Origin of the sequence: uncultured Pseudoxanthomonas sp. (assembly GCF_947498795.1) — a bacterium.
In the GTDB taxonomy this organism is placed as follows: domain Bacteria; phylum Pseudomonadota; class Gammaproteobacteria; order Xanthomonadales; family Xanthomonadaceae; genus Pseudoxanthomonas_A.
The window spans coordinates 60349-85528 of the sequence record NZ_CANMLQ010000005.1 but is presented as its reverse complement, the minus strand read 5'-3'; the positions used below and the strand labels follow the sequence as shown (position 1 = coordinate 85528).

The 25180-nt window shown below is 67.0% G+C and carries 26 protein-coding genes; 17 read left to right on the top strand and 9 right to left on the bottom strand.

The annotated features are described in order from the left end of the window. Positions 1 to 1218: 1218 nt before the first annotated feature. Positions 1219 to 1455, top strand: coding sequence for a hypothetical protein (locus tag Q0907_RS13060; RefSeq protein WP_299345445.1), 237 nt, complete (start codon positions 1219 to 1221; stop codon positions 1453 to 1455). A 73-nt stretch (positions 1456 to 1528) separates the two neighbouring features. After that, complete coding sequence (locus Q0907_RS13055) at positions 1529 to 1921, top strand: Na+:solute symporter (protein ID WP_299345442.1); 393 nt, start codon at positions 1529 to 1531, stop codon at positions 1919 to 1921. Positions 1922 to 1956: 35 nt separating this feature from the next. Here Q0907_RS13055 and Q0907_RS13050 read toward each other — a convergent pair whose 3' ends face one another. Both Q0907_RS13050 and acs read right to left on the bottom strand, forming a co-directional pair. Then, positions 1957 to 2625, bottom strand: a complete 669-nt coding sequence (locus Q0907_RS13050; protein ID WP_299345439.1) for a response regulator transcription factor — start codon at positions 2623 to 2625, stop codon at positions 1957 to 1959. 105 nt (positions 2626 to 2730) lie between these two features. After that, positions 2731 to 4674, bottom strand: a complete 1944-nt coding sequence (acs, locus tag Q0907_RS13045) for an acetate--CoA ligase (RefSeq protein WP_299345436.1) — start codon at positions 4672 to 4674, stop codon at positions 2731 to 2733. A gap of 320 nt (positions 4675 to 4994) precedes the next feature. Between acs and Q0907_RS13040 the strand changes: the two genes are divergently transcribed. The 3 genes from Q0907_RS13040 (at position 4995) to Q0907_RS13030 (ending at position 8559) form a co-directional block, all read left to right on the top strand. Then, complete coding sequence (locus tag Q0907_RS13040; protein ID WP_299345433.1) at positions 4995 to 6377, top strand: DcaP family trimeric outer membrane transporter; 1383 nt, start codon at positions 4995 to 4997, stop codon at positions 6375 to 6377. Positions 6378 to 6388: 11 nt separating this feature from the next. Next, positions 6389 to 8053 carry an MFS transporter gene (locus Q0907_RS13035; RefSeq protein WP_299345430.1) on the top strand — a complete coding sequence of 555 codons (1665 nt, stop codon included), beginning with the start codon at positions 6389 to 6391 and terminating at the stop codon, positions 8051 to 8053. A 125-nt stretch (positions 8054 to 8178) separates the two neighbouring features. Further along, positions 8179 to 8559 carry a tautomerase family protein gene (locus Q0907_RS13030; RefSeq protein ID WP_299345427.1) on the top strand — a complete coding sequence of 127 codons (381 nt, stop codon included), beginning with the start codon at positions 8179 to 8181 and terminating at the stop codon, positions 8557 to 8559. A 6-nt stretch (positions 8560 to 8565) separates the two neighbouring features. Here the strand turns inward: Q0907_RS13030 and Q0907_RS13025 are convergent, their stop codons facing one another. After that, entirely contained in the window at positions 8566 to 8898 is a 333-nt protein-coding gene (locus Q0907_RS13025) for a hypothetical protein (protein ID WP_299345424.1), read from the bottom strand. 84 nt (positions 8899 to 8982) lie between these two features. Between Q0907_RS13025 and Q0907_RS13020 the strand changes: the two genes are divergently transcribed. The 4 genes from Q0907_RS13020 (at position 8983) to Q0907_RS13005 (ending at position 14104) form a co-directional block, all read left to right on the top strand. After that, positions 8983 to 9816 carry an ATP-binding cassette domain-containing protein gene (locus Q0907_RS13020; protein ID WP_299345421.1) on the top strand — a complete coding sequence of 278 codons (834 nt, stop codon included), beginning with the start codon at positions 8983 to 8985 and terminating at the stop codon, positions 9814 to 9816. After that, positions 9809 to 10627: a bifunctional DNA-formamidopyrimidine glycosylase/DNA-(apurinic or apyrimidinic site) lyase gene (gene mutM / locus Q0907_RS13015; protein ID WP_299345418.1), complete on the top strand. Its 819-nt coding sequence runs from the start codon at positions 9809 to 9811 to the stop codon at positions 10625 to 10627. The genes Q0907_RS13020 and mutM overlap by 8 nt, the downstream gene beginning before the upstream one ends. A gap of 82 nt (positions 10628 to 10709) precedes the next feature. Continuing rightward, complete coding sequence (locus tag Q0907_RS13010; protein WP_055939119.1) at positions 10710 to 11276, top strand: ECF-type sigma factor; 567 nt, start codon at positions 10710 to 10712, stop codon at positions 11274 to 11276. 23 nt (positions 11277 to 11299) lie between these two features. Beyond that, a complete protein-coding gene (locus tag Q0907_RS13005) occupies positions 11300 to 14104 on the top strand; it encodes a serine/threonine-protein kinase (RefSeq protein WP_299345414.1) in 2805 nt (934 codons plus the stop codon). Between the two features lie 8 nt (positions 14105 to 14112). On the opposite strand, the gene Q0907_RS13000 is transcribed toward Q0907_RS13005, so the two are convergent. Further along, positions 14113 to 14736 carry a thymidine kinase gene (locus tag Q0907_RS13000; protein WP_296281594.1) on the bottom strand — a complete coding sequence of 208 codons (624 nt, stop codon included), beginning with the start codon at positions 14734 to 14736 and terminating at the stop codon, positions 14113 to 14115. A 22-nt stretch (positions 14737 to 14758) separates the two neighbouring features. Continuing rightward, the gene (locus Q0907_RS12995) at positions 14759 to 15478 is read right to left on the bottom strand and encodes a hypothetical protein (protein ID WP_299345411.1); all 720 of its coding nucleotides are present in this window, start codon (positions 15476 to 15478) and stop codon (positions 14759 to 14761) included. Between the two features lie 94 nt (positions 15479 to 15572). Here Q0907_RS12995 and Q0907_RS12990 point away from each other — a divergent pair, with 94 nt between their 5' ends. The 3 genes from Q0907_RS12990 to Q0907_RS12980 all read left to right on the top strand — a co-directional run bounded on the left by Q0907_RS12990 (position 15573) and on the right by Q0907_RS12980 (position 18385). Then, positions 15573 to 17549: a UvrD-helicase domain-containing protein gene (locus Q0907_RS12990; protein ID WP_299345409.1), complete on the top strand. Its 1977-nt coding sequence runs from the start codon at positions 15573 to 15575 to the stop codon at positions 17547 to 17549. Positions 17550 to 17610: 61 nt separating this feature from the next. Next, a complete protein-coding gene (locus Q0907_RS12985) occupies positions 17611 to 17991 on the top strand; it encodes a hypothetical protein (protein ID WP_299345407.1) in 381 nt (126 codons plus the stop codon). 19 nt (positions 17992 to 18010) lie between these two features. Beyond that, complete coding sequence (locus tag Q0907_RS12980) at positions 18011 to 18385, top strand: VOC family protein (RefSeq protein WP_299345404.1); 375 nt, start codon at positions 18011 to 18013, stop codon at positions 18383 to 18385. Between the two features lie 16 nt (positions 18386 to 18401). Here the strand turns inward: Q0907_RS12980 and Q0907_RS12975 are convergent, their stop codons facing one another. From Q0907_RS12975 to Q0907_RS12965, 3 genes are read right to left on the bottom strand one after another with little or no spacing between them, the layout of a single operon-like run. Continuing rightward, a complete protein-coding gene (locus tag Q0907_RS12975; RefSeq protein ID WP_299345401.1) occupies positions 18402 to 18770 on the bottom strand; it encodes a hypothetical protein in 369 nt (122 codons plus the stop codon). Next, the gene (locus Q0907_RS12970; RefSeq protein WP_299345398.1) at positions 18724 to 19836 is read right to left on the bottom strand and encodes a DUF2235 domain-containing protein; all 1113 of its coding nucleotides are present in this window, start codon (positions 19834 to 19836) and stop codon (positions 18724 to 18726) included. The genes Q0907_RS12975 and Q0907_RS12970 overlap by 47 nt, the downstream gene beginning before the upstream one ends. 16 nt (positions 19837 to 19852) lie before the next feature. Further along, positions 19853 to 20473, bottom strand: coding sequence for a hypothetical protein (locus tag Q0907_RS12965; protein WP_296281603.1), 621 nt, complete (start codon positions 20471 to 20473; stop codon positions 19853 to 19855). A 508-nt stretch (positions 20474 to 20981) separates the two neighbouring features. On the opposite strand from Q0907_RS12965, the gene Q0907_RS12960 reads away from it, so the two are divergent. Beyond that, the gene (locus Q0907_RS12960) at positions 20982 to 21140 is read left to right on the top strand and encodes a DinB family protein (RefSeq protein ID WP_299345395.1); all 159 of its coding nucleotides are present in this window, start codon (positions 20982 to 20984) and stop codon (positions 21138 to 21140) included. Between the two features lie 3 nt (positions 21141 to 21143). On the opposite strand, the gene Q0907_RS12955 is transcribed toward Q0907_RS12960, so the two are convergent. Further along, complete coding sequence (locus Q0907_RS12955) at positions 21144 to 21794, bottom strand: DUF480 domain-containing protein (protein WP_299345392.1); 651 nt, start codon at positions 21792 to 21794, stop codon at positions 21144 to 21146. Positions 21795 to 21907: 113 nt separating this feature from the next. Between Q0907_RS12955 and Q0907_RS12950 the strand changes: the two genes are divergently transcribed. The 4 genes from Q0907_RS12950 to Q0907_RS18995 all read left to right on the top strand — a co-directional run bounded on the left by Q0907_RS12950 (position 21908) and on the right by Q0907_RS18995 (position 25072). Next, positions 21908 to 22816 carry a 5'-nucleotidase, lipoprotein e(P4) family gene (locus tag Q0907_RS12950; RefSeq protein ID WP_299345389.1) on the top strand — a complete coding sequence of 303 codons (909 nt, stop codon included), beginning with the start codon at positions 21908 to 21910 and terminating at the stop codon, positions 22814 to 22816. Next, the gene (gene pyrF / locus Q0907_RS12945; RefSeq protein WP_299345386.1) at positions 22813 to 23535 is read left to right on the top strand and encodes an orotidine-5'-phosphate decarboxylase; all 723 of its coding nucleotides are present in this window, start codon (positions 22813 to 22815) and stop codon (positions 23533 to 23535) included. The genes Q0907_RS12950 and pyrF overlap by 4 nt, the downstream gene beginning before the upstream one ends. Before the next feature lie 260 nt (positions 23536 to 23795). Beyond that, the gene (locus Q0907_RS12940; protein WP_299345383.1) at positions 23796 to 24725 is read left to right on the top strand and encodes a hypothetical protein; all 930 of its coding nucleotides are present in this window, start codon (positions 23796 to 23798) and stop codon (positions 24723 to 24725) included. Continuing rightward, positions 24725 to 25072, top strand: a complete 348-nt coding sequence (locus Q0907_RS18995; protein ID WP_343229817.1) for an excalibur calcium-binding domain-containing protein — start codon at positions 24725 to 24727, stop codon at positions 25070 to 25072. Before Q0907_RS12940 ends, Q0907_RS18995 begins: the two co-directional genes overlap by 1 nt. Positions 25073 to 25180 lie beyond the last annotated feature (108 nt).

Below are 25180 nucleotides of genomic sequence, written 5' to 3'. Positions count from 1 at the left end.
GGCTCATGAGACAGGCATTGGCGCTACCGTTAGCAACCTTAATCTGTGCAGGGACCGCCGCTATCACGGCCACACTTACCGCTTGGCTTATGTGGCTCAATGTCCCCGCTGACCGTATAGATCTCGGTTTCACTGCCTTTGTTGCATTTGTCGTCTGCATCCCTTACGTCATGATCGTCGGACTGCCAATTGGCCTTTTCCTAGTTCATAAGCGCATGTTTAGAGCGGTTCCAGCTCTGATAGCTGGAGCCATTGCTGCCAGCCCAATCCCACTGATATCTCTTGTCTCAGCACTCATCCGTGAGCCTGATGGGGTCGCCCTCGCGTTCACCTTTCTGCTCATGGCCATTTTTGCTGGGGCGATATCGGGTCTGGCGTTCTACTGGACACATCGGTTCATGAGCCCTAACAATTCATTCAAGCCGAACCCGCTTCGCGGGTCGGCTTAATTCCGGTGTTAGGTGCCTTGGGGAGGGCACGGCAAATGGAAATTTCTGCACTGCTAGGCGCGCTCACCTCCGCGTTCGTCCTTATCGTTCAATCCTCAATGCTTTGGCTTCAGGCTCGTGCACTCCGACGACACGGGCATCCGTCATTTCGCTGGCTGGCTGCTGGCAGCGCACTTGGTGTGCTTTACTGCGCTGCTTCCATTCCTCTCTATGTGCTGCAGCTCGGAGAGACGGCGTACTGGGCGTTAGTTGGCGGTTCTACTTTGCTGGCTTTTTCGGGTGCCGCGCTCGGCTTGACTGGTACGATTCTTCTGTTCCGGTCGTACGCCAAACTTGCGGAGCGTGCTGGTCCAAGCTCAGTAGCCGGCACCTAACAAGTCATTCAAGCCGAACCGGTAGTTCCTACGGTTTAGTGGACACCTTGACCTAACCCTCAGGAGTGTCCCCATGCCAAAGCCAGACTCAAGAACCATTCATCGCTACAGCGATGCCTTCAAGGCCTACGTCGTTCGCTTGAGCCAACAGATCCCCGTCGAGCCTGACAGTTCAGGCGAACCGTATCCGCGTCGCGGAGAGACACAAGGCGCTGGACATCACGGCGGATAGCCTGTCGACTGAGGACGCTGGGCCGGTAGCACACGAGCCACGCAGACTGCTGAATACGGCAAACCAGAGCCAGAGGCGGCGATCGTTCTTGAAGCCGCGCACACGATGCATCAGATCATGCATGCTGTGCTGAAGAACGTCGGATATGCCATCAGGAGCTTGCATGCAGAAGGACGACTATTGGTTCCGGGCGAAACGGTCCGGCTGGGGTTGGGCCTTGCCGATCCGATGGCAGGGGTGGCTGGTCTATGGTGTGTCTCTGGCGCTGTTGGTCTCTGTCTTCCTGTTGTTTCCACCCGACCGGCACGTCGTCCCCTTCATGATCGGCACGTGGGCCGTGCTGCTGGCGCTGATCGCGATCTGTCGGCTAAAGGGCGAGCCGCCGCGCTGGGGCAAGTAGCCGCGCCACAGGATCGTGGCAGACTCGATGCACTCCACTTTTCGACCACGTCTCCGGTAGGGAGCTGACGTACATGAGGATATCCCGCAAGCACGCACTGATCGGCGGTATCGCTGCCATCGCATTCGTCATCGCCTTGCAGGCCTTCAACAGCGCCGGCTGCTACGACCATACGCTGCTGGCGTTCCTGCAGGTGCTGGGCATGTTTCTTCTGGTGCCGTTGCTACCGGCGGTAATATCGCTGTTCACCGCTAACCCGTTGCGGGCCGCCGGCGCCTGCCTGCTGTTCGCGCCGTGGCTGGTGTTCGCCTACTACACCGATTGCGTGCGTCCCTATCAAGGCGGCGGTGCGTCGATGATCTACGTGGCGGTACTGCTATGGGGCACGCCGTGCGCCATCGTCGGCGCGCTGTTGACTGGAACGGTGATGCGACTGTTCGGCATGTCGGTGGCACCGCGTCGATAGCCTGGCGCGGATCGGCGCAACGACCGCGGCGCGCCCTATTCCGCCTCTTCCGGCGGCAGCACGATGCCGTCCGGATCCACCGCCAGGCGACCGGCGGCGAGCACGGCCTGGGTGCGGTTGGTGACGTGCAGCTTGCGCAGGATGGCGGTGACGTGGGCCTTGATGGTGGCTTCGGACACGCCCAGGTCGTAGGCGATCTGCTTGTTGAGCCGGCCGGCGCCGAGCATCTGCAGCACCTTGAACTGCTGCGGGGTCAGGTCGCGCAGGCGCTGTGCCGTTTCCTGCTCGTCGCGGCTGGTGGCGGGCGCGTTGTGCGCTTCTTCGGGCACCCAGCGTTCGCCGTCGAGCACCGCCCCGATGGCCTGGCCGATGGTGTCGGAATCGGCCGACTTCGGAATGAAACCCAGCGCACCATGGTCGAGCGCGCGACGCATCACCGCCGGCTCTTCGCGCGCGGACACGATGACGACCGGCAGCTGCGGATGCAGCGCGCGCAGGTGCACCAACGCATTGAAGCCGTGCGCGCCGGGCATGTTGAGGTCCATCAGCAGCAGGTCGGCGTCGGGATGCGCGTCGACCAGCACGTACAGCGCGTCGACACTGTCGGCTTCATGCAGCTTCACGCCGGGCATTACGCGCTGTACCGCGCCGCGGAGGGCTTCGCGGAACAGCGGGTGGTCGTCGGCGATCAACAGGGTGGGCATGGCGGTGCGATCCATCGTGATGGGAAAGGGTAATCCTTGATGCGTTGCCTGCACAGGGCGGCGTGTCCCGCCCCGTGCAGCCCGTCTGCCCTCCCCAGCAGCCGGTTACTTCACCTTGCGTTCGGCGACCAGCGATTCGACGACCGACGGGTCGGCCAGTGTCGAGGTGTCGCCCAACTGCTCGGGTGCGTTCTCGGCGATCTTGCGCAGGATGCGGCGCATGATCTTGCCCGAACGCGTCTTCGGCAGGCCCGGCGCCCACTGCAGGTGATCCGGCGTGGCGATCGGCCCGATCTCCTTGCGCACCCAGGCCACCAGTTCTTTCAGCAGTTCATCGCTCTGCGCTTCGCCGGCCTTCAGGGTGACGTAGGCGTAGATGCCCTGGCCCTTGATGTCGTGCGGGAAACCGACGACGGCCGCTTCGGCCACCTTCGGATGCGCGACCAGCGCGCTTTCCACTTCGGCGGTGCCGATGCGATGGCCGGAGACGTTGATGACATCGTCGACGCGGCCCGTGATCCAGTAATACCCGTCGGCGTCGCGACGGCAGCCGTCGCCGGTGAAATAGGTGCCCGGATACGTGCGGAAGTAAGTGTCGATGAAGCGCTGGTGGTCGCCGTACACGGTGCGCATCTGGCCCGGCCAGGAATCGAGCAGCACCAGGTTGCCCTCGGTCGCGCCGTCGAGCTGCTCGCCGTTGGCGTCGACCAGCGCGGGGCGTACCCCATAGAAGGGCAGCGTCGCCGAGCCTGGCTTGAGGTCGACCGCACCTGCAAGCGGGGTGATGAGGATGCCGCCGGTCTCGGTCTGCCACCACGTGTCGACGATGGGGCAGCGCGCGTCGCCGACCACGTCGTAGTACCAGCGCCACGCTTCCGGATTGATCGGCTCGCCGACGCTGCCCAGCAGGCGCAGCGAGGCACGCGAGGTCTTCTTCACCGGTGCTTCGCCTTCGCGCATCAGCGCGCGGATCGCGGTGGGCGCGGTGTAGAAGATGGTGACCTTGTGCTTGTCGATCACTTCCCAGAAGCGCGACACGCTGGGGTAGTTGGGCACGCCTTCGAACATCACCGCGGTGGCGCCGTTGGCCAGCGGGCCATAGACGATGTAGCTGTGGCCGGTGACCCAACCCACGTCGGCGGTACACCAGTAGATGTCGTCTTCGCGCAGATCGAACACGGCCTCGTGCGTGTACGCCGCGTACAGCAGGTAACCGCCGGTGGTGTGCAGCACACCCTTCGGCTTGCCCGTGGAGCCGGAGGTGTAGAGGATGAAGAGCGGGTCCTCGGCGTTCATGCGCTCGGGCTCGCACTCGGCCGGCTGCGCATCGACGACGGCGTCGAACCAGCGGTCGCGAGGCATCTGCATGTCCACCGCGCCTCCGGTGTGGCGGACCACCAGCACGGTCTCGACGGAGTTCGTGCCCGGCAGCTTCAATGCGGCGTCCACGTTCGCCTTCAGCGGCACCTTCTTGCCACCGCGCAGGCCTTCGTCGGCGGTGATGATCAGCTTGCTGGCGCAGTCGGACACGCGGTCGGCGATCGAGTTCGGCGCGAAGCCGCCGAACACCACCGAGTGGATGGCGCCGATGCGCGCGCAGGCCAGCATGGCGACGGCCGCATCGGGGATCATCGGCAGGTAGATGGTGACGCGGTCGCCCTTCTGCACGCCCAGTGCGCGCAGCGCGTTGGCCAGCTTGCAGGTGCGCTCGTACAACTCGCGATAGGTCACGCCATACGACGGCGAATCCGGGCCATCGGGTTCGAACAACAACGCGACCTTGTCGCCGCGTTCGGCCAGCTGACGGTCCAGGCAGTTGACGCTCGCGTTGAGCTCGCCGTCGGCGAACCAGCGGATGCGGAAGTCATCCAGCGCATAGTTGACGTCCTTGATCTGGGTCGGCTTCTTGAACCAGTCGAGGCGTTCGGCGGCCCTGCCCCAGAACGCGTCGGGGTCGTCGATCGAAGCCTGGTAGTCGCGCTGGTACTGCTCGCGCGTGATGCGGGCCTTGGCGGCGAATTCCGGCTTGACCGGATACAGGTCAGTCATGAGGTCCTCCCGGGACGTTCAAGTAATGCGTCGATTCTGAAGCAAGCAAGGCGGACGGCGCGCCTCCAGGTAACGGCGCCGGCGCATCCGGGGGTTCGAGTTTGACGCATACCGACGTGCGGCATTGCAGCATCGCGATTAGACGATGGTCGTAAAGCGCGCGCGGCGCGCGCCCCGACGGAGCGTCGCACCCCTGTTTTTGCAGGGCTTTGCGTTTGCTGCACTGCCGTTACGACTAATGGCGAATAGGCGGTGCCGGCACGCAGGGGCAAGTCTCCCTCCAGCCGCGCAACGCGGCCATCAACCTTTCGGGAGGGGTTATGACCCAACGTTCCGCAATCGCGCGACGGCCGCTGGCTGCCGCGCTGTTCGTCGCCTTGATCGCGCCGGGGATGGCGTTCGCACAGACCGCCAAGGAAAAAGCGCTGGAGGCGCGCGTCGCCGATCTTGAGCGGCAGGTGCAACTGCTGCTGTCCGCGCAGCAGCAACAGCAGACCCAGATCGCCACCACGCAGGAGCAGGTGACGCAGGTGCAGGCCAAGCAGGCCGCCGCACCCGCCGCCCTGCCCGCCGGCAAGCAGCCGATCCAGGGCACCACCATCCTGACCGCCGCCAATCCGGGAAGTACGTTCTCCTATGGCGGCTTCATCAAGATGGATGCGATGGCCACCGATACCAGCGACGGCCGCATCGCGGACGGCTCGTCGGGGCGCCTGTTCTACGTGCCCAGCACGATTCCGGTGGCCGGTGCGGGCGCCGATGGTGGCGATGCGTACACCGATTTCCACGCGCAGTTCTCGCGTTTCTGGCTGAGCGCCGACCACGTGACCGACAGCGGCGACAAGTTCAAGGGCTTCGTCGAGATGGACTTCTTCGGCGGCGGCAGCAATGCGCTGGCCGGCAACGAGACCGCGACGAACACCTACGCCGTCAGCCTTCGCCACGCGTACGTCAGCTGGAACAACTGGCTGGCCGGCCAGACCTGGTCCAACTTCATGGACGTGGCCGCGCTGCCGGACGCCGTCGACTTCGTCGGTCCCACCGATGGCACGGTGTTCGTGCGCCAGGCGCAGGTCCGCTACACCAAGGGCGCGTGGTCGTTCTCGGCCGAGAACCCGCAGACCACCGTCACGCCGTACCGCACCGGTGCCCGCTTCAACAGCGGGGACAACGCCATGCCGGACGTCACCGCGCGTTGGCTGACCAAGGGCGACTGGGGCCACTTCACCGTCGCCGGCATGGTGCGCCAGTTCAAGGTGCTGGACGAAACCGACACCGGCGCGTCCGTCAGCGTGTCGGGCAAGTTCAACCTGGGCAAGAGCGACGACATCCGCTATGCGGTGAATGCCGGCCAGGGCATCGGCCGTTACCTCGCCTTCGGCGTCGGCAGCGACGTGGTGACCGAAGCCAATGGCGACATCAGCGCACTGGATGGCTACGGCGGCTTCGTCGCCTGGCGCCACGTGTTCAGCCCGAAGATCCGCACCAACCTGATGTATGCGGCCTCGCATTTCGACAACGACGCCGCGCTGACCGGCTTCGGCGTCACCGAGCGCACGCAGTCCATGCACGCCAACCTGATCTATTCGCCGTTCCCGAAACTGGATATCGGCGCGGAGCTCATCTACGGGCAGCGTTCGCTCGAGGATGACCGCGAGGGCGACCTGAAGCGTCTGCACACCACCGTCAAGTACACATTCTGAGGGGAATCCACATGAGTTCCACGTCCGTGCAGCATTCGTCGAAGGGCGAGCTGACGAAGGGCCACAAGAAGGTCATCTTCGCCTCGAGCCTCGGCACCGTGTTCGAGTGGTACGACTTCTATCTCTACGGGTCGCTGGCGGCGATCATCGCCAAGCAGTTCTTCAGCGGCGTCAATCCCACCACCGGCATGATCTTCGCGCTGCTGGCATTCGCGGCGGGCTTCTTCGTCCGTCCGTTCGGCGCGGCGTTCTTCGGCAGCCTGGGCGACCGCATCGGCCGCAAGTACACGTTCCTGGTCACCATCCTGATCATGGGCATCTCGACCTTCCTGGTCGGCGTGCTGCCCAACTACGCATCGATCGGCATGGCGGCGCCCGTCATCCTGATCGTGCTGCGCCTGGCACAGGGCCTGGCGATGGGCGGCGAGTACGGCGGCGCGGCGACCTACGTGGCCGAGCATGCGCCTGACGGCAAGCGCGGCCTGTACACGGCCTTCATCCAGACCACCGCGACGCTGGGCCTGTTCCTGTCGCTGCTGGTGATCCTGGCCTGCCGCCTGTCGCTGGGCACCGAGGCGTTCGAGGCCTGGGGTTGGCGTATTCCGTTCCTGGCGTCGATCATCCTGCTCGGCATTTCGGTGTGGATCCGCCTGCAGTTGAGCGAATCCCCGCTGTTCCAGCAGATGAAGGCCGAAGGCAAGGGCTCGAAGACGCCGTTCCGCGATTCGCTGAAGGGCGGCAACCTGAAGCTGATGCTGCTGGTGCTGTTCGGCGCCACCGCCGGCCAGGCCGTGGTCTGGTACGCCGGCCAGTTCTACGCGCTGTTCTACCTGCAGAGCATCCTGAAGGTGGATTCCACCGTCGCCTACCTGCTGATCGCCGCCGCGCTGTTCCTCGCCACGCCGTTCTTCCTGTTCTTCGGCTGGCTGTCGGATCGCATCGGTCGCAAGAAGATCATCATGGCGGGCTGCCTGCTGGCCGCGGTGACCTACTTCCCGATCTTCAAGGGCATCACCCACTTCGCCAATCCGGGCGTGGAAGAGGCCAGCCGCAATTCGCCGGCCGTGGTGGTCGCGGACAAGGACACCTGCTCGTTCCAGTTCGACCCGATCCCGGGCACGCGCAAGTTCACCAGTTCGTGCGACCAGGCCACTGCCGCCCTCGCCCGTGCCGGCGTGCCGTACAGCGTGGAATCCGCCCCGGCGGGTACGCTGGCGCAGGTGCGCGTCGGCGATGCCTCGGTGGCGTCGTTCGAAGCCGCCGGCCTGTCCGGCGACGACGTGAAGGCCAAGACCGCCGCGTTCGGTGGTGAACTGAAGACGGCGCTGGGTGCGGCCGGTTACACGGAGAAGGCACCGACGGATCGCATCAATGTGCCGATGACGATCTTCCTGCTCTGGATCCTGGTGATCTACGTGACCATGGTGTACGGCCCGATCGCCGCCTACCTGGTCGAGCTGTTCCCGACGCAGATCCGATACACCTCGATGTCGCTCCCGTACCACATCGGCAATGGCTGGTTCGGTGGCTTCCTGCCGGCGATCTCCTTCGCACTGGTGGCGGCCACGGGCAACCTGTACTACGGCCTGTGGTACCCGATCGGCATCGCCGTGATGACGCTGATCATCGGCACGCTGTTCCTGCGCGAGACGAAGGACGTCGACATCACGAAGTAAACGCTCCTCCCCGGGCCGGTCCCTCCCAGGACCGGCCACCCGACGCCGGCCCCCGTGGCCGGCGTCTTCTTTTGTGGGACACGCGGCGGGATAGGCTGGGATCTTCATCCCGCCGGAGTTGCGCCATGCCCCTGGTCACCGTGACCGTCCGCAAGCCGAAGGACGCGGCTTTCAAATCGTCCGTGCTGGATGCGGTGCATGCCGCGCTGGTCGCCTCCGGCGTGCCGGCGACCGACCGTTTCCAGCGCGTGCTGGAGCTGTCCGACGACGACTTCCGCTACGATCCGGCCTACCCCGATGTCGCCGGCGCACGCGACGAAGACTTCGTGCTGATCGAGATCCTGTGGTCGGTCGGGCGCAGCGTGAAGGTGAAGAAGGCGCTGCTGGCCGACCTGATGCAGCGCCTGCGGGCGGCGGGGCGGAATCCCGAGAACGTCATGGTCTGCTTCAAGGAAACGACCTGGGAGAACTGGGCGTTCGCCGGTGGACGCCTGGTCCACACCTGACGTCATTCAGCGCGGCGGCGCCGCCAGTTCCTTCGCGCTGAGGAATCCATTGCCGTCGGCATCCTGCCGCTTGAAGCGGTCGGCGAGCTGCGCCAGATGCGCCTCGCGGGTGACCGGCTTGCCGCGGCCACCGGGCAGCTCGTCGAGGGACAGCACGCCATCGCGGTTGCGGTCCATTCCGTCGAAGGCATAGCTCATCCAGGCCTGGTACTCGATCAGGCTGACGCGGCCATCGCCGTCCGTATCCATGCGCGCGAGGTAATCGCCGGTGGCGGTGACCTGGGCCAGCGCGGCGACCGGAAGCAGGGCGAGGACCAGCAAGGAGGGCATGAGGCGCATGCCGGCATTGTAGGGCCGCCAGGCACGCCCGTTGACCACCATGATTCGGGTACGCTGCACCGGCAACCGCTCCCCCGCCCCGCGATGACTCCGTCTGCCTCCCCTGTCGCCACAACGCATGCGGCGCCCCTGTTCGAACTGGACCGCGCCACCGTCGTGCGGGGTGCCACCCGCGTCCTGCACGACCTGTCGCTGCGCATCCCGCTGGGCCAGCACACGGCGCTCCTGGGCCCGAACGGGGGCGGCAAGTCGACCTTCATCAAGCTGATCAACCGCGAGCTGTACCCGCTCGCCCGCGAGGGCGATGCGCCGGTCAAGGTGTTCGGCCTGCGCCGGTGGAACGTCAACGAACTGCGCAACCGCCTGGGCGTGGTGACCAGCGACCTGACCCGCGACCTGCAGCAGATGCCTTACCTGCGCGCCGAAGATGCGGTGGTCACCGGCTTCTTCTCCAGCTTCATGGTGCCGCCGCACCGGCAGGTCGATGAGGGCATGCGCAGACGTGCGCGCCGTGCGCTGGACGACGTGCGGGCGCTGTCGCTGGCCGACCGCCCGGTCGCCGAGCTGTCCACCGGCGAAATGCGGCGCGTGCTGATCGCGCGCGCATTGGTGCACGAACCGGAGGCGCTGCTGCTGGACGAACCGACCGCAGGCCTCGACGTGGTGGCGCGGCAACACTTCCTCGCGCTGATGCGCACGCTCGCGCAGCGCGGCATCACGCTGGTGCTGGTGACGCACCATATCGAGGAGATCATTCCGGAGATCGACCGCGTGCTGCTGTTGCGCGATGGCGTACTCCACGCCGACGGCGATCGTGCGGCCACGCTGACCGACGCCCACCTCAGCCATGCCTTCGGCGGGCCGGTGCGCGTGCGCCACGAAGGCGGCTTCTACCGTGCGGAGCCGGACCATGCCTGAGTTGCCCGAGGTCGAAACCACCCGCCGCGGGCTGGCACCGCACATCGAAGGCCGGCGCATCCGGTCGGTGACGCTGCGCCGGCCGGACCTGCGCTGGCCGATCCCGCCCGACATCACCCAGGCATTGCCCGGACAGCGCATCGACGCGGTGCGCCGTCGCGCGAAGTACCTGCTGATGGACACGGCGGCGGGCAGCGCGCTGCTGCACCTGGGCATGTCGGGCAGCCTCCGCGTCCTGCCTGCGGCGACACCGGTGACCGCGCACGACCACGTGGACATCGCGCTGGACGGGGCGGAGGGGCGCGTGCTGCGGTTCAACGATCCGCGCAGGTTCGGCTGCCTGCTGTGGCAGCCGGTCGGCGAGATCCATCCCCTGTTGCAGGGGTTGGGACCCGAGCCGCTGTCGGACGCTTTCGACGGCGACTACCTGTTCGCGCTGAGCCGTGGCCGCAAGGCCCCGGTGAAGACCTTCCTGATGGACCAGGCCGTGGTGGTGGGCGTGGGCAACATCTACGCGGCCGAGAGCCTGTTCCGCGCCGGCATCTCCCCGCTCCGCGCCGCGGGCAAGGTCTCGCGGGACCGGTACGTGGCGCTGGCCGGGGCCGTGAAGGAGATCCTCGCATACGCCATCACCCGGGGCGGCACCACGCTGCGCGACTTCCTGAGCCCGGACGGGGCGCCGGGCTACTTCGAGCAGGAACTGTCGGCCTACGGACGCGGCGGCGAACCCTGCCCGCGCTGCGGCCGGCCGATGAAGCACGCCAGCATCGGCCAGCGCGCGACCGTGTGGTGCGGCCACTGCCAGCGCTGACCCTGGAACGCGGCGTCGCTGCCCTCACGTCCTGTGAGAGAAATGACGTTATATTCGCGCCCTTGGCTCGTGGGGAAGACGGATGGCCGACGCACCTGACATCACCTTGTGGCTGGACTCGGCCCGGAGCGGCGATCGCGCCGCGCTGGACCGCGTGCTGGCCACGCTGTACCAGGAACTGCACACCATGGCGCGCCGCCAGCTGTCCGGCCAGCACGGCTACACGCTGGACGCCACCGCACTGGTGCACGAGTCGTACCTGAAGCTGCTCGGCTCCACCGGCACGGCCAAGTTCGAGGACCGTGCGCACTTCTTCGCCTATGCCGCCTCGTCAATGCGCAGCGTGGTGGTCGACTACGCGCGCAGCCGGCTGGCCCGCAAGCGCGGCGGCGACCTCAAGCGCGTGGCGGACATCCCGGAAGAGGTGGAAGGCAACCTGCGCCTGGACGAGGACATGCTGGCGCTCAACGATGCGCTGGAGAAGCTCGCCGCCGCGGACGAGCGCCTGGCCCAGGTGGTGGAGATGCGGTATTTCGCCGGCCTGTCGGAACTGGAAATCGCCGAGCTGCTGCAGCGCTCCGAGCGCAGCATCCGCCGCGACTGGCAGAAGGCGCGGCTGTTCCTGTTGTCGGCGATGGCGGATACCTGAGGCAGGCCGTCCGCGCCGCAACGATGGACGTCGAACGCTGGAAACGCCTGTCACCGTTGCTCGACGTCCTGCTGGAGCTGGAGCCGGAGGCGCGCGCGGACCAACTGGAGATCCTGCGCGCGGATGATCCCGACACCGCGCGCGAGCTCGAGGCGCTGCTCGCGCTGGAAGAGGAAGGCGACGGCTTCATCGACCAACCGCTGGTCGACAAGCCCGGCCAGCTGAAACCCGGCATGCGGGTCGGCCCCTACCAGCTCGAGTCCCTGCTGGGCGAAGGCGGGATGGGCCTGGTCTGGCTGGCGACCCGCGCGGATGGGCTGTACAAGCGCCGGGTCGCGCTGAAGCTGCTGCGCCCCGGGCTGGCCGACCCCAACCTGCGGCTGCGTTTCACCCGCGAGCGCGAGATCCTCGCACGCCTCGAACACCCCAACATCGCGCGCCTGCTCGATGCCGGCATCGGTAGCGAGGGCCAGCCCTACCTGGCGCTGGAATACGTCGAGGGCGTGTCGATCACCGATTACTGCCAGGCCAACAACGTGGGCCTGGAAGCGCGGCTCGCGCTGTTCCTGCAGGTCTGCGAGGCCGTCAGCCACGCACACGCGAACCTGATCGTCCACCGCGACCTCAAGCCGTCCAACATCCTGGTCACGCCGACCGGCGACGTGCGCCTGCTGGACTTCGGCATCGCCAAGCTGCTGGACGATCCCGAACCGGTGCCCGTGCATCCGCGTACCGAAGTCCGCGCCTTCACCCTGCATTACGCGGCGCCGGAACAGGTGCGCGGCGAACTCGTCACCACCATGACCGATGTGTATTCGCTCGGCGTGGTGCTGTACGAACTGATCGCGGGAACCAAACCCTACCGCCTGCGCCGACAGACCGACGCCGAGTGGGAGCAGGCCATCCTTGCGGTGGAACCGCTCAAGCCTTCCGTCGCCACCCTGCGCACCACCGACGGCAGCCGCAGCCGTTGCCCGGACGCGCGGCGCACGTCGCGCAAGCTGTCGGGCGACCTCGACAACATCACGCTGAAAGCCCTGCAGAAGTTGCCGGAGCAGCGCTATGCCTCGGTAGAGGCGCTGTCGCAGGACCTGCGGCGGCACATCGAGGGCCGTCCGGTGCACGCGCGTGCCCAGAGCATGGGCTATCGGATGAACAAGTATCTGGTGCGCCACCGCTGGGCACTGGGCACGGGCCTGGCGGTGGCGACCGTGCTGGTGGCGGCGCTGGCGGCCAGCGTGTGGCAGGGCCGGCAGGCGATGCGCGAAACCGCGCGCGCGCAGGCGATGCAGGATTTCGTGATCGGGCTGTTCGACAACGCGGCCGCGTCGCAACAGGGCAGCACGTTCGATGCGCGCGAACTGCTGGCCGCAGGCGAGCGCCGTGGCGAACGCGAACTCGCCGCCCAGCCGCGTGCACAGGCCGAGCTGCTCGGGGTGATCGCGCGCCTGCGCCTGGGCCTGGGCGACTACCACGAGTCCCTCGCGCTGCTGGAGAAACAGTCGCGCGTGCTGGCGGTGACGGACGATGCGCCCGACAGCCTGCGCCTGCAGGCCGCCACGCAGCACGGCCGCGTGTTGCGCCTGCTGGGACGTTCCCGCCAGTGCGTGCAGGTGATGGTGCCGATGGAAGCGCGCCTGCCCTCGCTCGCATCGCGCCTGCCGCTGCGGGTCGCGGAATTCCAGTCGCAGAACGGGCGCTGCCGCGCCGACGCCGGCGAGAAGCAGCTCGCCCGGCAGATGTTCGACCGCTCGCTGGACATCCGCCGCAACCTGAAGGACGAAGCCGGCGTCGCCGAGAACATGCGCGACCTGGCCCAGCTGGACGTGGAACTGGGCAACGCGGACGCCGGTGCGCGCGGTTATCTCGCCGCCCTGGCGCACCTGGAAGCGCACGGCCATGCGCGGCACCCGCTGGCCATCGAGATCCAGCGCAGCCTGGCGCTTCTGTATCGCAACCGCGGCGACACCGAGGAGGCGCTTGCGGCGTTCCGGCGCGCCCGCGCGCTGTCCGAGGATATCCATGGACCGCGCCATCCCCTGACCCAGGCCCTGCGGCGTCATATCGCGGCGGTGCAGGTGGACATGGGCCAGCTGCGCGAGGCCGACGAAGAGTTGCATCGCCTGCATGCGATGACGCTGGAATCGCTCGGTCCCCATCATCGCGATACGGCCTCGAGCTGGAATTCCATGGGCATCATCGCGTGGGAGCGCGGCGACAACGAAACCGCGGTCGCCGACGTGGCCCGCGCCGTGGCCATCTGGCGCGAGACGGAAAGCCTGCAGATCCTGCCGGGAGGCCTGTTCAACTACGGCATGGTGCTCTACAGCGCCGGGCGTTACGACGAGGCGTTGGCCGCGCTCGAAGAGTCGCGGCAGATGCGGGTGACCACGATCGGCGCCAGCCACGCGCTGATCGGCGAGACCGACCGCATGATCGGCGAAGTGCTGGCCGCGAAGGGCGACCTGAAGGGCGCCACCGAGCGCTTTGATCGGGCGGTACGGCTGACCCGGGTGGGGTTCGGCCCCGATCACCCGCGCACCTGGTTCGCGGAACTGTCGATGGCGCGCCAGCTCACGCGCCTGCACCGGCCGCAGAACGCCATCGCCCCCCTGCAGGCGCTCGCCGTGCACGAGGGTGGGGGCAGCGAAGCGCCCAAGCTGCGCTGGCTGGCGCGCGCCTATCTGGCGGAGGCGCGCTGCGGCCTGGGCGAAAAGGAGCGCGCGCGCCGCGAGCTGGATGCGCTGGCCGGCGAACTGCGCATCGCCCTGCCCGACGGCGGCATCATCCCGCGCGAAGTGGCGGGACTACGCGACGCCTGCCGCTGACGCCCGCGTCAGCCCAGCGGAAGATCGGGCTGCAGCGGATCGATGCGTCCTTCGCCGCGCGCGATCTTCTTGAACTCCGCGCGGCTGACCGACACGTAGCGTTCGTTGCCGCCGATCTCCACCTGCGGACCGTCCTGCACCGCCCGCCCCTGCTCATCGACGCGCACGGTCATGGTGGCCTTCTTGCCGGTGTGGCAGATGGTCTTGATCTCGCTCATCTCGTCGGCCCACGCCAGCAGGTACTGGCTGCCTTCGAACAGCTCGCCCCGGAAGTCGGTGCGCAGTCCGTAGCACAGCACCGGGATGCGCAGTGCGTCCACCACTTCACTGAGCTGCCAGACCTGCGCCCGCGTCAGGAACTGGGCCTCGTCCACCAGCACGCAGTCGAGCTTGCCGTTCACCGCGATGTCGTCGCGTATCCGCCGCTCGAGATCGTCGTCGCGCTCGAACGCCACCGCGTCGGCGCGCAACCCGATCCGCGACGCCACCACGCCGGTACCGGCGCGATCGTCCAGCCGCGGGGTCAGGATCGCCACGCGCATCCCGCGCTCACGGTAGTTGTGCGCGGACTGCAGCAGCGTGGTGGTCTTCCCGGCATTCATCGCCGAGTAGTAGAAGTAGAGCTTGGCCATGGCGCGGATTCTACCGCGCGGCTTAACGGTCGTCGGTGCCCGCCGGCTCCGTGGGAACGTTCTCCAACTCCCCCACTTTCACTCTTCCCTTCAGCGGCGCTTTCCAGATCGCGTCCTGCAATCGCCAGTACTGATCGGGCTGCCAATACTTGGGGGCGTAATACTGGTCGCCCGTCAGTGTCATCCCGGTGCCTGCCAGCGGACCGGTGTGCGGGATGATGGTGAGATTGCCGACGTAGCCCACGCGACTTCCGGTGACGTTCCGTTTCGCGCGGCGCAGGACCTTTTCCAGTCGTGGCTTGGCGACGTCGTCGCCGTACTCGGCCAGGATGGCCTGGCCGCGCGCGATGGCGTCGCGCCGCTCATCATCGTTCAAGTCCGACCACATGCCTTCGCGCCTTACCAGGAAGTCGTGGTAGTGGCGCTCGGCCGCGATATCCATCCAGGCGTAGGCGAGCGGTCGATCCACGGCAACGCCGATCCCACTCCAGTACATCTCGGCGATGATCGCCTGCGAGGCCTTGTCGGCATGGCTCGCCGCGCGCTTGAACTCGTTCATCGCGATGGCGTAGTCCTTGCGGTCGTACGATCGCACGCCCTCGGCACGCCAGCGAAGATCGGGGTGTGCGGCCAGGAAGCCTTCGGTCAGCACGGCCGGATCGATCTGCGCGTCCTGGGCGATGGCCGCCGACACCGGCATGGCGAGGAAGACGAGGAGCGCCAGGCGGTTGAGACGGTTCATGGGGCGGCCTGCGCAGGAGGGCGGATGCAGGCCATGCTAGGAGAAGCCGGGCGCCGTTGTCTGTAAACTGATGGCCTACGCCGAAGTACGCCCCATGCACGGTCTCAACCCCCCCCAACGCGCTGCCGTCCTTCACAGCAAGGGCCCCTTGCTCGTGCTCGCGGGTGCGGGCAGCGGCAAGACGCGGGTGATCGTGGAGAAGATCGCCCACCTGATCGCAGGCAACCACGTCCCGGCGCGCCGGATCGCGGCCATCACCTTCACCAACAAGTCCGCGAAGGAAATGCGCGAGCGCGTCTCCAAACGGATCAGGGGCGATGCCGCGGAGGGACTGACGATCTGCACCTTCCACGCGCTCGGCCTGAAGTTCCTGCAGATCGAACATGCCGCGGTGGGCCTGAAGCGCGGTTTCTCTATCTTCGATGCCGACGACGCCCATGCACAGGTCAAGGACCTCATGTACGGCGCCAAGCCCGACGACGTGGAGGCGGCCAAGAACCTGATCTCGCGCGCGAAGAACGCCGGGCTGTCGCCCGAAGAGGCATTGGCGGAAGCACGCACCAACCGCGAAAAGGACGCCGCGCTGCTGTACCAGCGCTATCAGGACCGCTTGACCACCTTCAACGCGGTGGATTTCGACGACCTGATCCGCTTGCCGGTGCAGATCCTCGAGAACAGCCCCGAGATCACCGCGGCCTGGCGCGAGCGCATCGGCTACCTGCTGGTCGACGAATGCCAGGACACCAACGACGCGCAGTACCGCCTGCTGAAAGCGATCGCCGGCGAGCGCGGCGATTTCACCTGCGTGGGCGACGACGACCAGAGCATCTATGCGTGGCGTGGCGCGAACCCCGACAACCTGCTGCAGATGGCGAAGGATTATCCGGCGCTGCAGATCATCAAGCTGGAGCAGAACTATCGCTGCAGCAATCGCGTGTTGCGCGCCGCCAATGCGCTGATCGCCAACAACCCGCACGAGCACCCGAAGGCGCTGTGGAGCGACCAGGCCGACGGCGAGCGGATCCGCGTCTGGGAATGCCGCGACAACGAGCATGAGGCGGAGAAGGTCGCGGCCGAGATCTCGTTCGTGCACGCGTCGAAGAGCGCTGCGTGGAGCGACTTCTGCATCCTGTTCCGCGGCAACCACCAGTCGCGCGCGCTGGAGAAGGCGCTGCAGTTGCTGCGCATTCCCTATCACCTGACGGGGGGCACGGCGTTCCTGGAGCGCCAGGAGGTGAAGGACGCAATGTCGTGGCTGCGCCTGCTGGTGAATCCGGACGACGATGCTGCCTTCCTGCGCGCGGTGCAGTCGCCCAAACGCGAAGTCGGGGCCACATCGCTGGCCAAGCTGGCTGAAATGGCGCAGCACGCCCACCTGCCGCTATCGCGCGCCGCCGAATCGATGGGCGCGCTGAAGGCCCTGCCGCCGCGGGCGGCGAACGGCCTCAGCGCCTTCGTCGATATCGTGCGCGATCTGCGCCGGCACGCCGAGGAGTTGCCGCCGGCCGACCTGGTACGGCGCTTGAGCGAGCGTTCGGGCCTGCTGGCGGACCTGCGCTCGCAATGCAAGGACGAAGCCTCATTCCAGCGCCGCCGCGCCAACCTGGACGAGCTGGCGGACTGGTTCGAGGGCGGACCGCGCGGCAGCTCGGCCGGCGATCTCGCCGCGCAGCTCGCGCTGCTGTCGCGCAACGACAAGGACGACGGCGGCAACCAGGTGCGGTTGATGAGCCTGCACGCGGCCAAGGGCCTGGAGTTCCGCTACGTCTTCATCGTCGGCTGCGAGGACGGCACGCTGCCGCACGAGACCAGCGTGGAGGAAGGCAACCTGCAGGAAGAACGGCGCCTGATGTACGTGGGCATCACGCGGGCGAAGGAGCAGCTCTGGCTGAGCCACAGCCGCGAGACGCGCCGCTTCGGCGAGCGCCTGCGACTGCAGCCCAGCCGTTTCATCGACGAGCTGCCCGCCGACGAACTGCAGCGCGACGGGGCGGACCCGGTCGCGGATGCCGAGCGAAAGAAGGAACGCGCCAGCGCGGGGCTGGCCGCGATCCAGGCGATGTTCGACTGACGCCGCGCAACCGCCGGGCGAGACGCGGTAGGCTTGGCCGGCACCCCTCGGAGCATCGACGATGACGCGCAACAGCCGGATCTGGTGGCTGGTGGGTTTCCTGATCGCCCTGGTCGGCGTGGGCTTCCCGTACTGGCGGGCGCCTTCCGCGATGACCGCGCTGCCCGGCGCCTTTTATGGGCCCGGCCTGGCTGCGGTCGGCGTGGTGGCGATGATGATGCGCGCGTTCGGCACCGGCCGCTTCTTGCCGCTGTGGTTGCTCATCGCGGCCGCCGCACCCGCGGCGGTGGTGGTGCGCATGCTGGTCGGCGATGTCGCCGGCACGCCGGTGTCCTGGCCACGGGAGTTGTTGATCGCATCGGTGCTGGGGCTCGCGGCCTCGCTGGCAGGTACGCTCATCGGCAGCCTGTTCCTGTTGCGCAGCAGCCGTCGACCCACGTGATTCCGCCGGAGGTGCTGCGATGACCGCGACGCTCTCGACCATTCGCCAGATCGCCATCACGGTGAGCAATGTCGACGCAGCCCTGGCGTTCTACCGCGATGCGTTGGGCCTGGTCTTCCTGTTCCAGCCCGCCCCGACGCTCGCATTCCTGCAGGCGGGCGATGTGCGCCTGATGCTGACCACGCCCCAGGGCGCAGGCGCCGTGGGCGCCAACTCGATCCTCTACTTCAGCGTGCAGGATATCGCCGCGACACAGGCCACGCTCGTGGCACGCGGCGCCACGGAAGAGCGCCCTCCGCAGATGGCCGCCCGGATGCCGGACCACGAGCTATGGACCGGCTTCCTGCGCGATCCGGATGGCAACCTCGTGGGGTTGCTGGAAGAGAAGCGCTAGCGCGTCCTGTACTGGCTCATCGCACCAGAGCGGGGGACTCGCGGGCGGGCTCGACGGGCGCCGCTTTGGGCGGTATCTCAGGCAACGACGGTTCTGCGCGCGCGGCAAGTTCCCTTGCGACATCGGCCTGGAACTGGCGCGCCCACGGACCACTCAGATATTCGCTGACGACGGTCGCCATCGGGTCGCCTCCTCTCACCGCACCTGCGCGCGACACGCGCTCCACAAGATCATTTAGACCGGGCCAGGTGGAACGGTCGCCGGGGTCGGGAAGCGATCGTTCACCGGCCTTGTCCATCGTCGGTGGCGATACCCCGGTGCGGCGCTCGAATCGGGCGTCAAGGACTTCGTCGATCGGCTCCTTGCGGTTGCAGTCGTCGAGCACGGCCCGCCGGCACAGCCAGCGTGTCCACCTGGTCGCGGATGCCGTCGCGGTCGTAGCCGCGCGTGCCGTACAGACCGCCCAAGTGCTGATCGGAGCGATGGATCACGTACTGGTCGGGATCGGTTGGAAGCGGACGCTTCTCAAGATAAGGCGTATCGCTGAGGCGATTGAGGAATTCGACACCGAGGTTGTGGCTGAGAGTACCGAGGCCGTTGCGGCCGTAGGTGTCACCGATGTTGCTGTGGCAGCCGAACACCCGTGCATTGTAGTTCCGGTCGTCTTCGCTGAAACCGGGGACGACGTGCTGGCTGGAGGGAAACATATCGCGACGTTCGTGTTGAGCGGTGACCTGGAAGGTCGAAAGGGTCGAGGGTGGCAGGCGGCGGTCATGCTCCTCGACTCCCGTCGACACGGGATCGAAGAGCAACGCGACTTGCGGCGTCTTGCCCGGCTCGACGAGCAGAGGTCTATCTGCGTACTGGATACCCACGACGAGATTTTCCGAATCACGCACTACCTTTGCGCCCACCGGATCGCGAATGCCTCGCTCGTGCACCATGCGCTGGAGCGCTGCAATCCCCTCGCCGCCGCGACTGAAACCCACGCCCGCTACACGGATCTGCGCTTGGGGATCCTCATCAAGCCATTTCTTGGCCTGTTCGCAGAACTGAAGGTAGGCCGTCTCCACACGCTCATCAAAGGTATGACCGAAGCGACCGTCCAACAGCTTTTCCGGTTTACTCAGCAGGCCATTCTGGGTATAGGTGCCTTCCACGTACCCCGTCGCAATATTGCTGACGCCCTCATCCTGCAATTCCCTGACTTGCTGGTGGATCTTCGCGACGACACTCCATCCCTCTGGCTTGTCGTCGAACATGCTATTGCCCGTGCCGTCCATCGCCGCCAGATACAGCTTTTCGTTTGGCCTGTCGGCGTGAAGCAGGATGGGAATACGAAGCCGTGACAGATCGGCTTCTGCCCGAAGGTAGCTTTCCCTGCCAGGATCGCCTGCCAGTTCCGCCTCAACCCCACCATCACGATGCTTTGATTTCTGCCCAGACTCCATGGCGAGCTCTCCCTGCTCAATAAGTCCGACTGAATACCTTGATCAGATCATCGCGGAAGTCACTGTGCGGCCGATCCGGCACACGCGGCTTCTTCAGCGCAATCATGTCGCGCATGTACACATTGATGGTGCGATCGTTGACCTCGAGGATGATGCCGGGCGTGCCACTCGACGCAGGGTCGAGTGCATCCTCCCGTGCCACATGGTGACGGATCAGTTGATCCCTGAAGATCTCACCGATGTCGATCTGCGCCTGGAGCGCCGTACCATCCCGCGATCGCCACGAGACGTTGGCAGGCGGGGGGAAGTTGGCGATGGGGCCCGCGCCCGCCGTCATGTTGGCTGGATAACGCGACCCTAGTGCCTCGGATGAGGATTGCAGGCGATCCGCTGGTTCGTCAGCACGCACTCGTCCCGCATATTCCACGCGACAGCCATAGGTGCTGTAGGTGGACACACCGAAATAGTGGGCCCTGAACTTCAACGGCCATTCGGCACCGACGTTGGTGTAGTGGCCTTCCGGCAGCGCGGAAGAGGGGCCGGCTGAACTCGATTGACCCATGCTGGCGTGGCATCCTGTCGTGGCGACGGAGATCATCGCGGTGGTGGCGATGCTCCGGATGAGGCGTCGTTCCATGGAAACGTTCCGTGTCGGTGGACGTGGCGAACGTAGCGCGATGCATGGGTGCATGCAACGCGTCGGCACGCGTATCCGCGTGTAGCATCGCTTTCATGCAGGCGAATGCAGCGTCATCCAGCCGATGATGAATGTGGACAACGCCCGCAGCGCGCGCAAGAATGACCGACGATGGCCGATTCACGTTGCTCGCGTCCTACAACACGTGGATGAACCAGCGCCTCTACGCTCCCACAGCGACGTTGCCGCACGACGCTCTCGCCGCGGATCGTGGCCCCTTCTCCGGTCGATCCTGGCACGCTCAACCACCTGGCAGTCAACGACACCCTCTGGCTGAAGCGCTTTGCCGCACGCTCGACGGTACGCCGATGCCGACGGAACGGGATGCGGTGCCCTCCGCCACCTGTCCGCGTTGCACGCAGGCGCGCCTGGCTCGATGCGGCGATCGTGGAATGGATCGCCACGCTGGCGACGCCTGCCCTCTCGTCGCGGCTGGTCTACCCGAAGCATGAGGGGTGAGACCTTCGCACGGCGCCTGGATGGCCTGCTGACGCACCTGTCCAACCACCAGACGCAGTATCGGGACCGGGCCACCACGCTGCTGTCGCAGGCGGGCGTGGAGGTCAGTGTGACCGATTTGGTGAGGCTGGCGCCGGACGAGGCGTGAGCGTCAGGAATCGCGCGAGGCCAGCAGTCCGGCCAGCTGTTCGCGCAGGGAAACGACCTCGTCCTCCAGTGCGGTAACGCGGGCTTCCAGCGCTACGGTCGCGGGCTCGCCCACCGAGGCTGCCGGAATGCGCGCGGCGATCGCCGCCACGTCCACCGCGCCGCTCAACAGATGCACGTACCGATCCTCGCGCTGGCCCGGGCCGCGCGGGATCTGCACGACAAGGGCCGGGTCGCGCTGGATCATGCGGTCGAGGTGATGGCGGACATCGTCCGCATCGTTGAACTTGAACAGGCGCTCGCTGCGTGCGAGCAATTCGTGCACGGTCTGCGCACCGCGCAGCATCAGCAGGCCCAGCAGCACGGCTTGCTGCCGGGGAATGCCGAAGAACGCGGCCGTGCGGTGCTCGTAGCGCTCGGCGCGCGAGGAGAACACCTGCTTCGCCAGTCCCTTCTGTTCCAACTGCCGCAACGCATGATTCACGGCGCCCGGATCCAGCGCCATCACCGGCTCGCGCGCGGTCTTCTGGTTGGCGGCGGCCTGCGCGGCATTCACCGTCAGCGGATACGTTTCCGGCGTGGTGGCTTCCTTTTCGATAAGGCAACCCAGCAGGCGGGCTTCGGCGGAGGTCAGGACGGGCGCGGTGTCTTCCATGGAGGCATCGGGAACTGGATCGGGCCGGCAGGATAACCCGCGCGCCGCAGCGTCGAACGACGGGTGTAATAGCGGTCGGCTAGAATTCCCGCACATTCGAAATGGGATCTTCCATGCGCGTTTCCCTGCTTGCCGCCGGTCTGGCGGCGTCGTTGCTGACCCTGGCCGCCTGCAAACGCACCGAACCGGCGGCGGCGCCCGCTGATGCCGCCCCACCTGCCGCTGCCGCGACGCCTGCGAAGGACGCTGGCACGCACGACAACCTCAATGCCGTGGCCTGGGTACAGACGTCGGTCGAGTATCGCGCGATCACCATGCAGACCTTCCGTGCCGCCGCCGACCATCTCGACGTGGCGCTGAAAGAGAAGACCTGGGACGCGCTGGTCCCGGGCGAGCGCGGCAATGCCGCCGCCGGCCTCAAGCCCGCCGTGGTGATGGACGTGGACGAGACCGTGCTGGACAACTCGCCCTACCAGGCGCGCCTGATCCGCGACGGCAAGGAATACGACGAGATCAGCTGGGACCAGTGGGTCGCCGAGAAGAAGGCCAAGCCGCTGCCGGGCGTGGTCGACTTCGCCAAGGCCGCCGCCGCGAAGGGCGTCACCATCCTGTACATCTCCAACCGCGCCGTGCATCTGAAGGAGGCGACGCTGGCCAACCTGCGCGAGGCCGGCCTGCCCGTGGCGGACGAGAGCGTGTTCCTCGGCCTGGGCACGGTGCTGGAAGGCTGCGAGCAGAACGGCTCCGAGAAGAACTGCCGCCGCCGCCTGGCGGGACAGCAGTACCGCGTGCTGATGCAGTTCGGCGACCAGATCGGCGACTTCGTCCAGGTGGAAGCCAACACGCGTGACGGACGCCAGGCGCTGTTCGACGAATACGACGACTGGTTCGGCGAGCGCTGGTGGATGCTGCCCAACCCGACCTACGGTTCGTGGGAGCCGGCGCTGTTCAACAACGCCTGGGACCAGCCGGCCGCCGCACGCAACCAGGCCAAGCGCGACGCGCTGGACTACGCACCGTGAGCCGTGGGCCGGTCGCCCTGAGCGCGCGCGAGCGCCTGATCTTCGCGCTGGATGCGCCGTCCGGTGCCGACGCGCTGGCGTGGGTCGATCGGCTGGGCGATGCCGTGCAGTTCTACAAGATCGGCATGGAGCTGCTCGCCAGCGGCGACTACTTCACCGTGCTGGACGAACTGGCCCGCCGCGACAAGCGGGTGTTCGTCGACCTGAAGTTCTTCGACATCCCCGCCACCGTGGCGGGCGTGATCCGCGGACTGTCCCGCTGGCCGGTGACCTACGCGACCATCCACGGCTGGCACGCGGGGATGATGGAGGCAGCCGCCGCAGCGCGCGGCGGCGACCTGCGCCTGCTCGCGGTGACCGTGCTGACCTCGATGGACGGCAGCGATCTGCGCGCCATGGGCATCAACAGCGGCGAGCCGGCCGACATCGTCGTGCAGCGCGCGCTGGCAGCGCAGGCCGCCGGGATCGACGGGGTGATCTGCTCGGGCCAGGAGGCCGGCATGATCCGCGCTGCGACCGGATCCGCTTTCTCCATCGTCTGCCCCGGCATCCGCCCGGGCGGTCCGGCGGGCGACGACCAGAAGCGTACCGTGGGGGTGGCCGACGCCTTCGCCTTCGGTGCCGACGCCATCGTCGTGGGCCGGCCGATCAGTCGGGCAGCCGATCCCCGCGCGGCAGCCGAGGCCATCCAGGCAGAAATCGGCGCCTCGTTGAATTAAATCAAATACTTGGAGCGCATTACTTCAGGTGTTGCCTTAGCATTGGGACGCAGGTAGTCTGTGCGCATCCGGCCTGCGGGCCGGAGATGTGCCACAACACTTCGTCCTCCGGCCTCGGCCGGATTTCAGGAGGTCGGCGACGTCGAAAGACGCCCCGGCCTCCTTTTTTATGGGCCGCCGGCGGAGAACTTGCGACGACGGTGCTTGCCGCCCGCCCACGCGGGCCGCGAAGATGCGGGGCGACTGGGGAGTCACACCGCATGAAGCCAAGGCCATCCGCGTCCGTCCCGCGCGTGCTGGCAGCCCTCGGGCTGTCGCTGCTGCTGCTGGCCGCCTGCAAGAAGCATGGACCGGAGGAGCTTGCCGGTGCCGCCAGTGGTCCGGCCGCCGCCGTGCGCCAACTGGCCACCCACCTGCAGCGGAATGACCTGGTCGGCTTCGCCCGCGACGCCGTACCTCCCGACCTCCACGACCGGCTGGATACCGCCTGGCGCGCCGGCCATAGCCGCTGGCCGCTGAGCGAGCTGCCCCTGGAGGACAAGCTGGTGCCGATGCTGGCCGCGCTGTCGGCGAAGGACGCGGAGAAGACGCTGCAGCGCAGCTTCGACCGCCAGTTCGCGCGCCAAGACCGGGACCTGAAGGAGGCCGCGCGCACGCTGGGGCTGTTCGGCGTGCAGTACGTGAAGAACGAGGGCGACTACACCCAGGAAGAACGCGACCATTACGCGCAGGTGATCGCCGCGCTCGGCGACTGGGCGCAGCAGGCACCCCTGGGTGACCCTGCGCTGGCGCGCACCACGCTGGCCCGACTGGCGCCGGCTGCACGTCGCAGCGGACTGACCACGGAGCAGGACCTCAGCGAGGCCGGCATGACGGCCAGCCTGCAACGGCTGACGCCGTTCTTCATCGAGGCCAAGGCGACCTTCTCCCGTTATGGGCTGCCGCTCGACACCACGTTCACCGACCTGCGCACGGGCCTGGTGGAGGAGAAGGGCGACACGGCCACCGTGCGCATCCACTACCCACTGGGCGAGCGCGAGATCGACACGGTGGTCAGCCTCACGCGGCGCGGCGATCGTTGGTACCTCACCGACTACCTCAAGCACGCCGAGGATGTCCTGGCGGCCTTGCCCCCGCCCGATGTCCCGGCCCCCGCGCCCTCCGAGCCCGAAACCCCACCGTCACCCTGATGATGCCGGGACACCACGCGAGAGCGGGGCTGGCGCTGGCCGCGTGGCTGGCGTGCGCCTCCTCGGTGCCTGCACACCCGGGGGGCGTGGACAAGCAGGGGTGCCATACCGACCGGAAAAGCGGTGACTACCATTGCCACCGCATCATCCCGCGCGCCAGGGCTGCACCGAAACAGCCGCTGGCGCCGCCGCACATGCAGCCGCCGGCGCCCGCACGCGCTTTCCGCAACTGCGACGAGGCCCGCGCGCGCGGGGCTGCGCCTGTGGGGCGCGGAGATCCTGGCTACGGGCCGCACCTGGACCGTGACAACGACGGCGTGGGCTGTGAGCCGTATCGGGGACGCTGAACCGCTACGTTTCCGCCACGTGCATCGCTCCCATCGCCGCCGCTGCGATCGGGGGAACTGAAGGGCGGCACTCGCTGCGCGCTGTAACCGCTTCCCAGCCGGCCATGG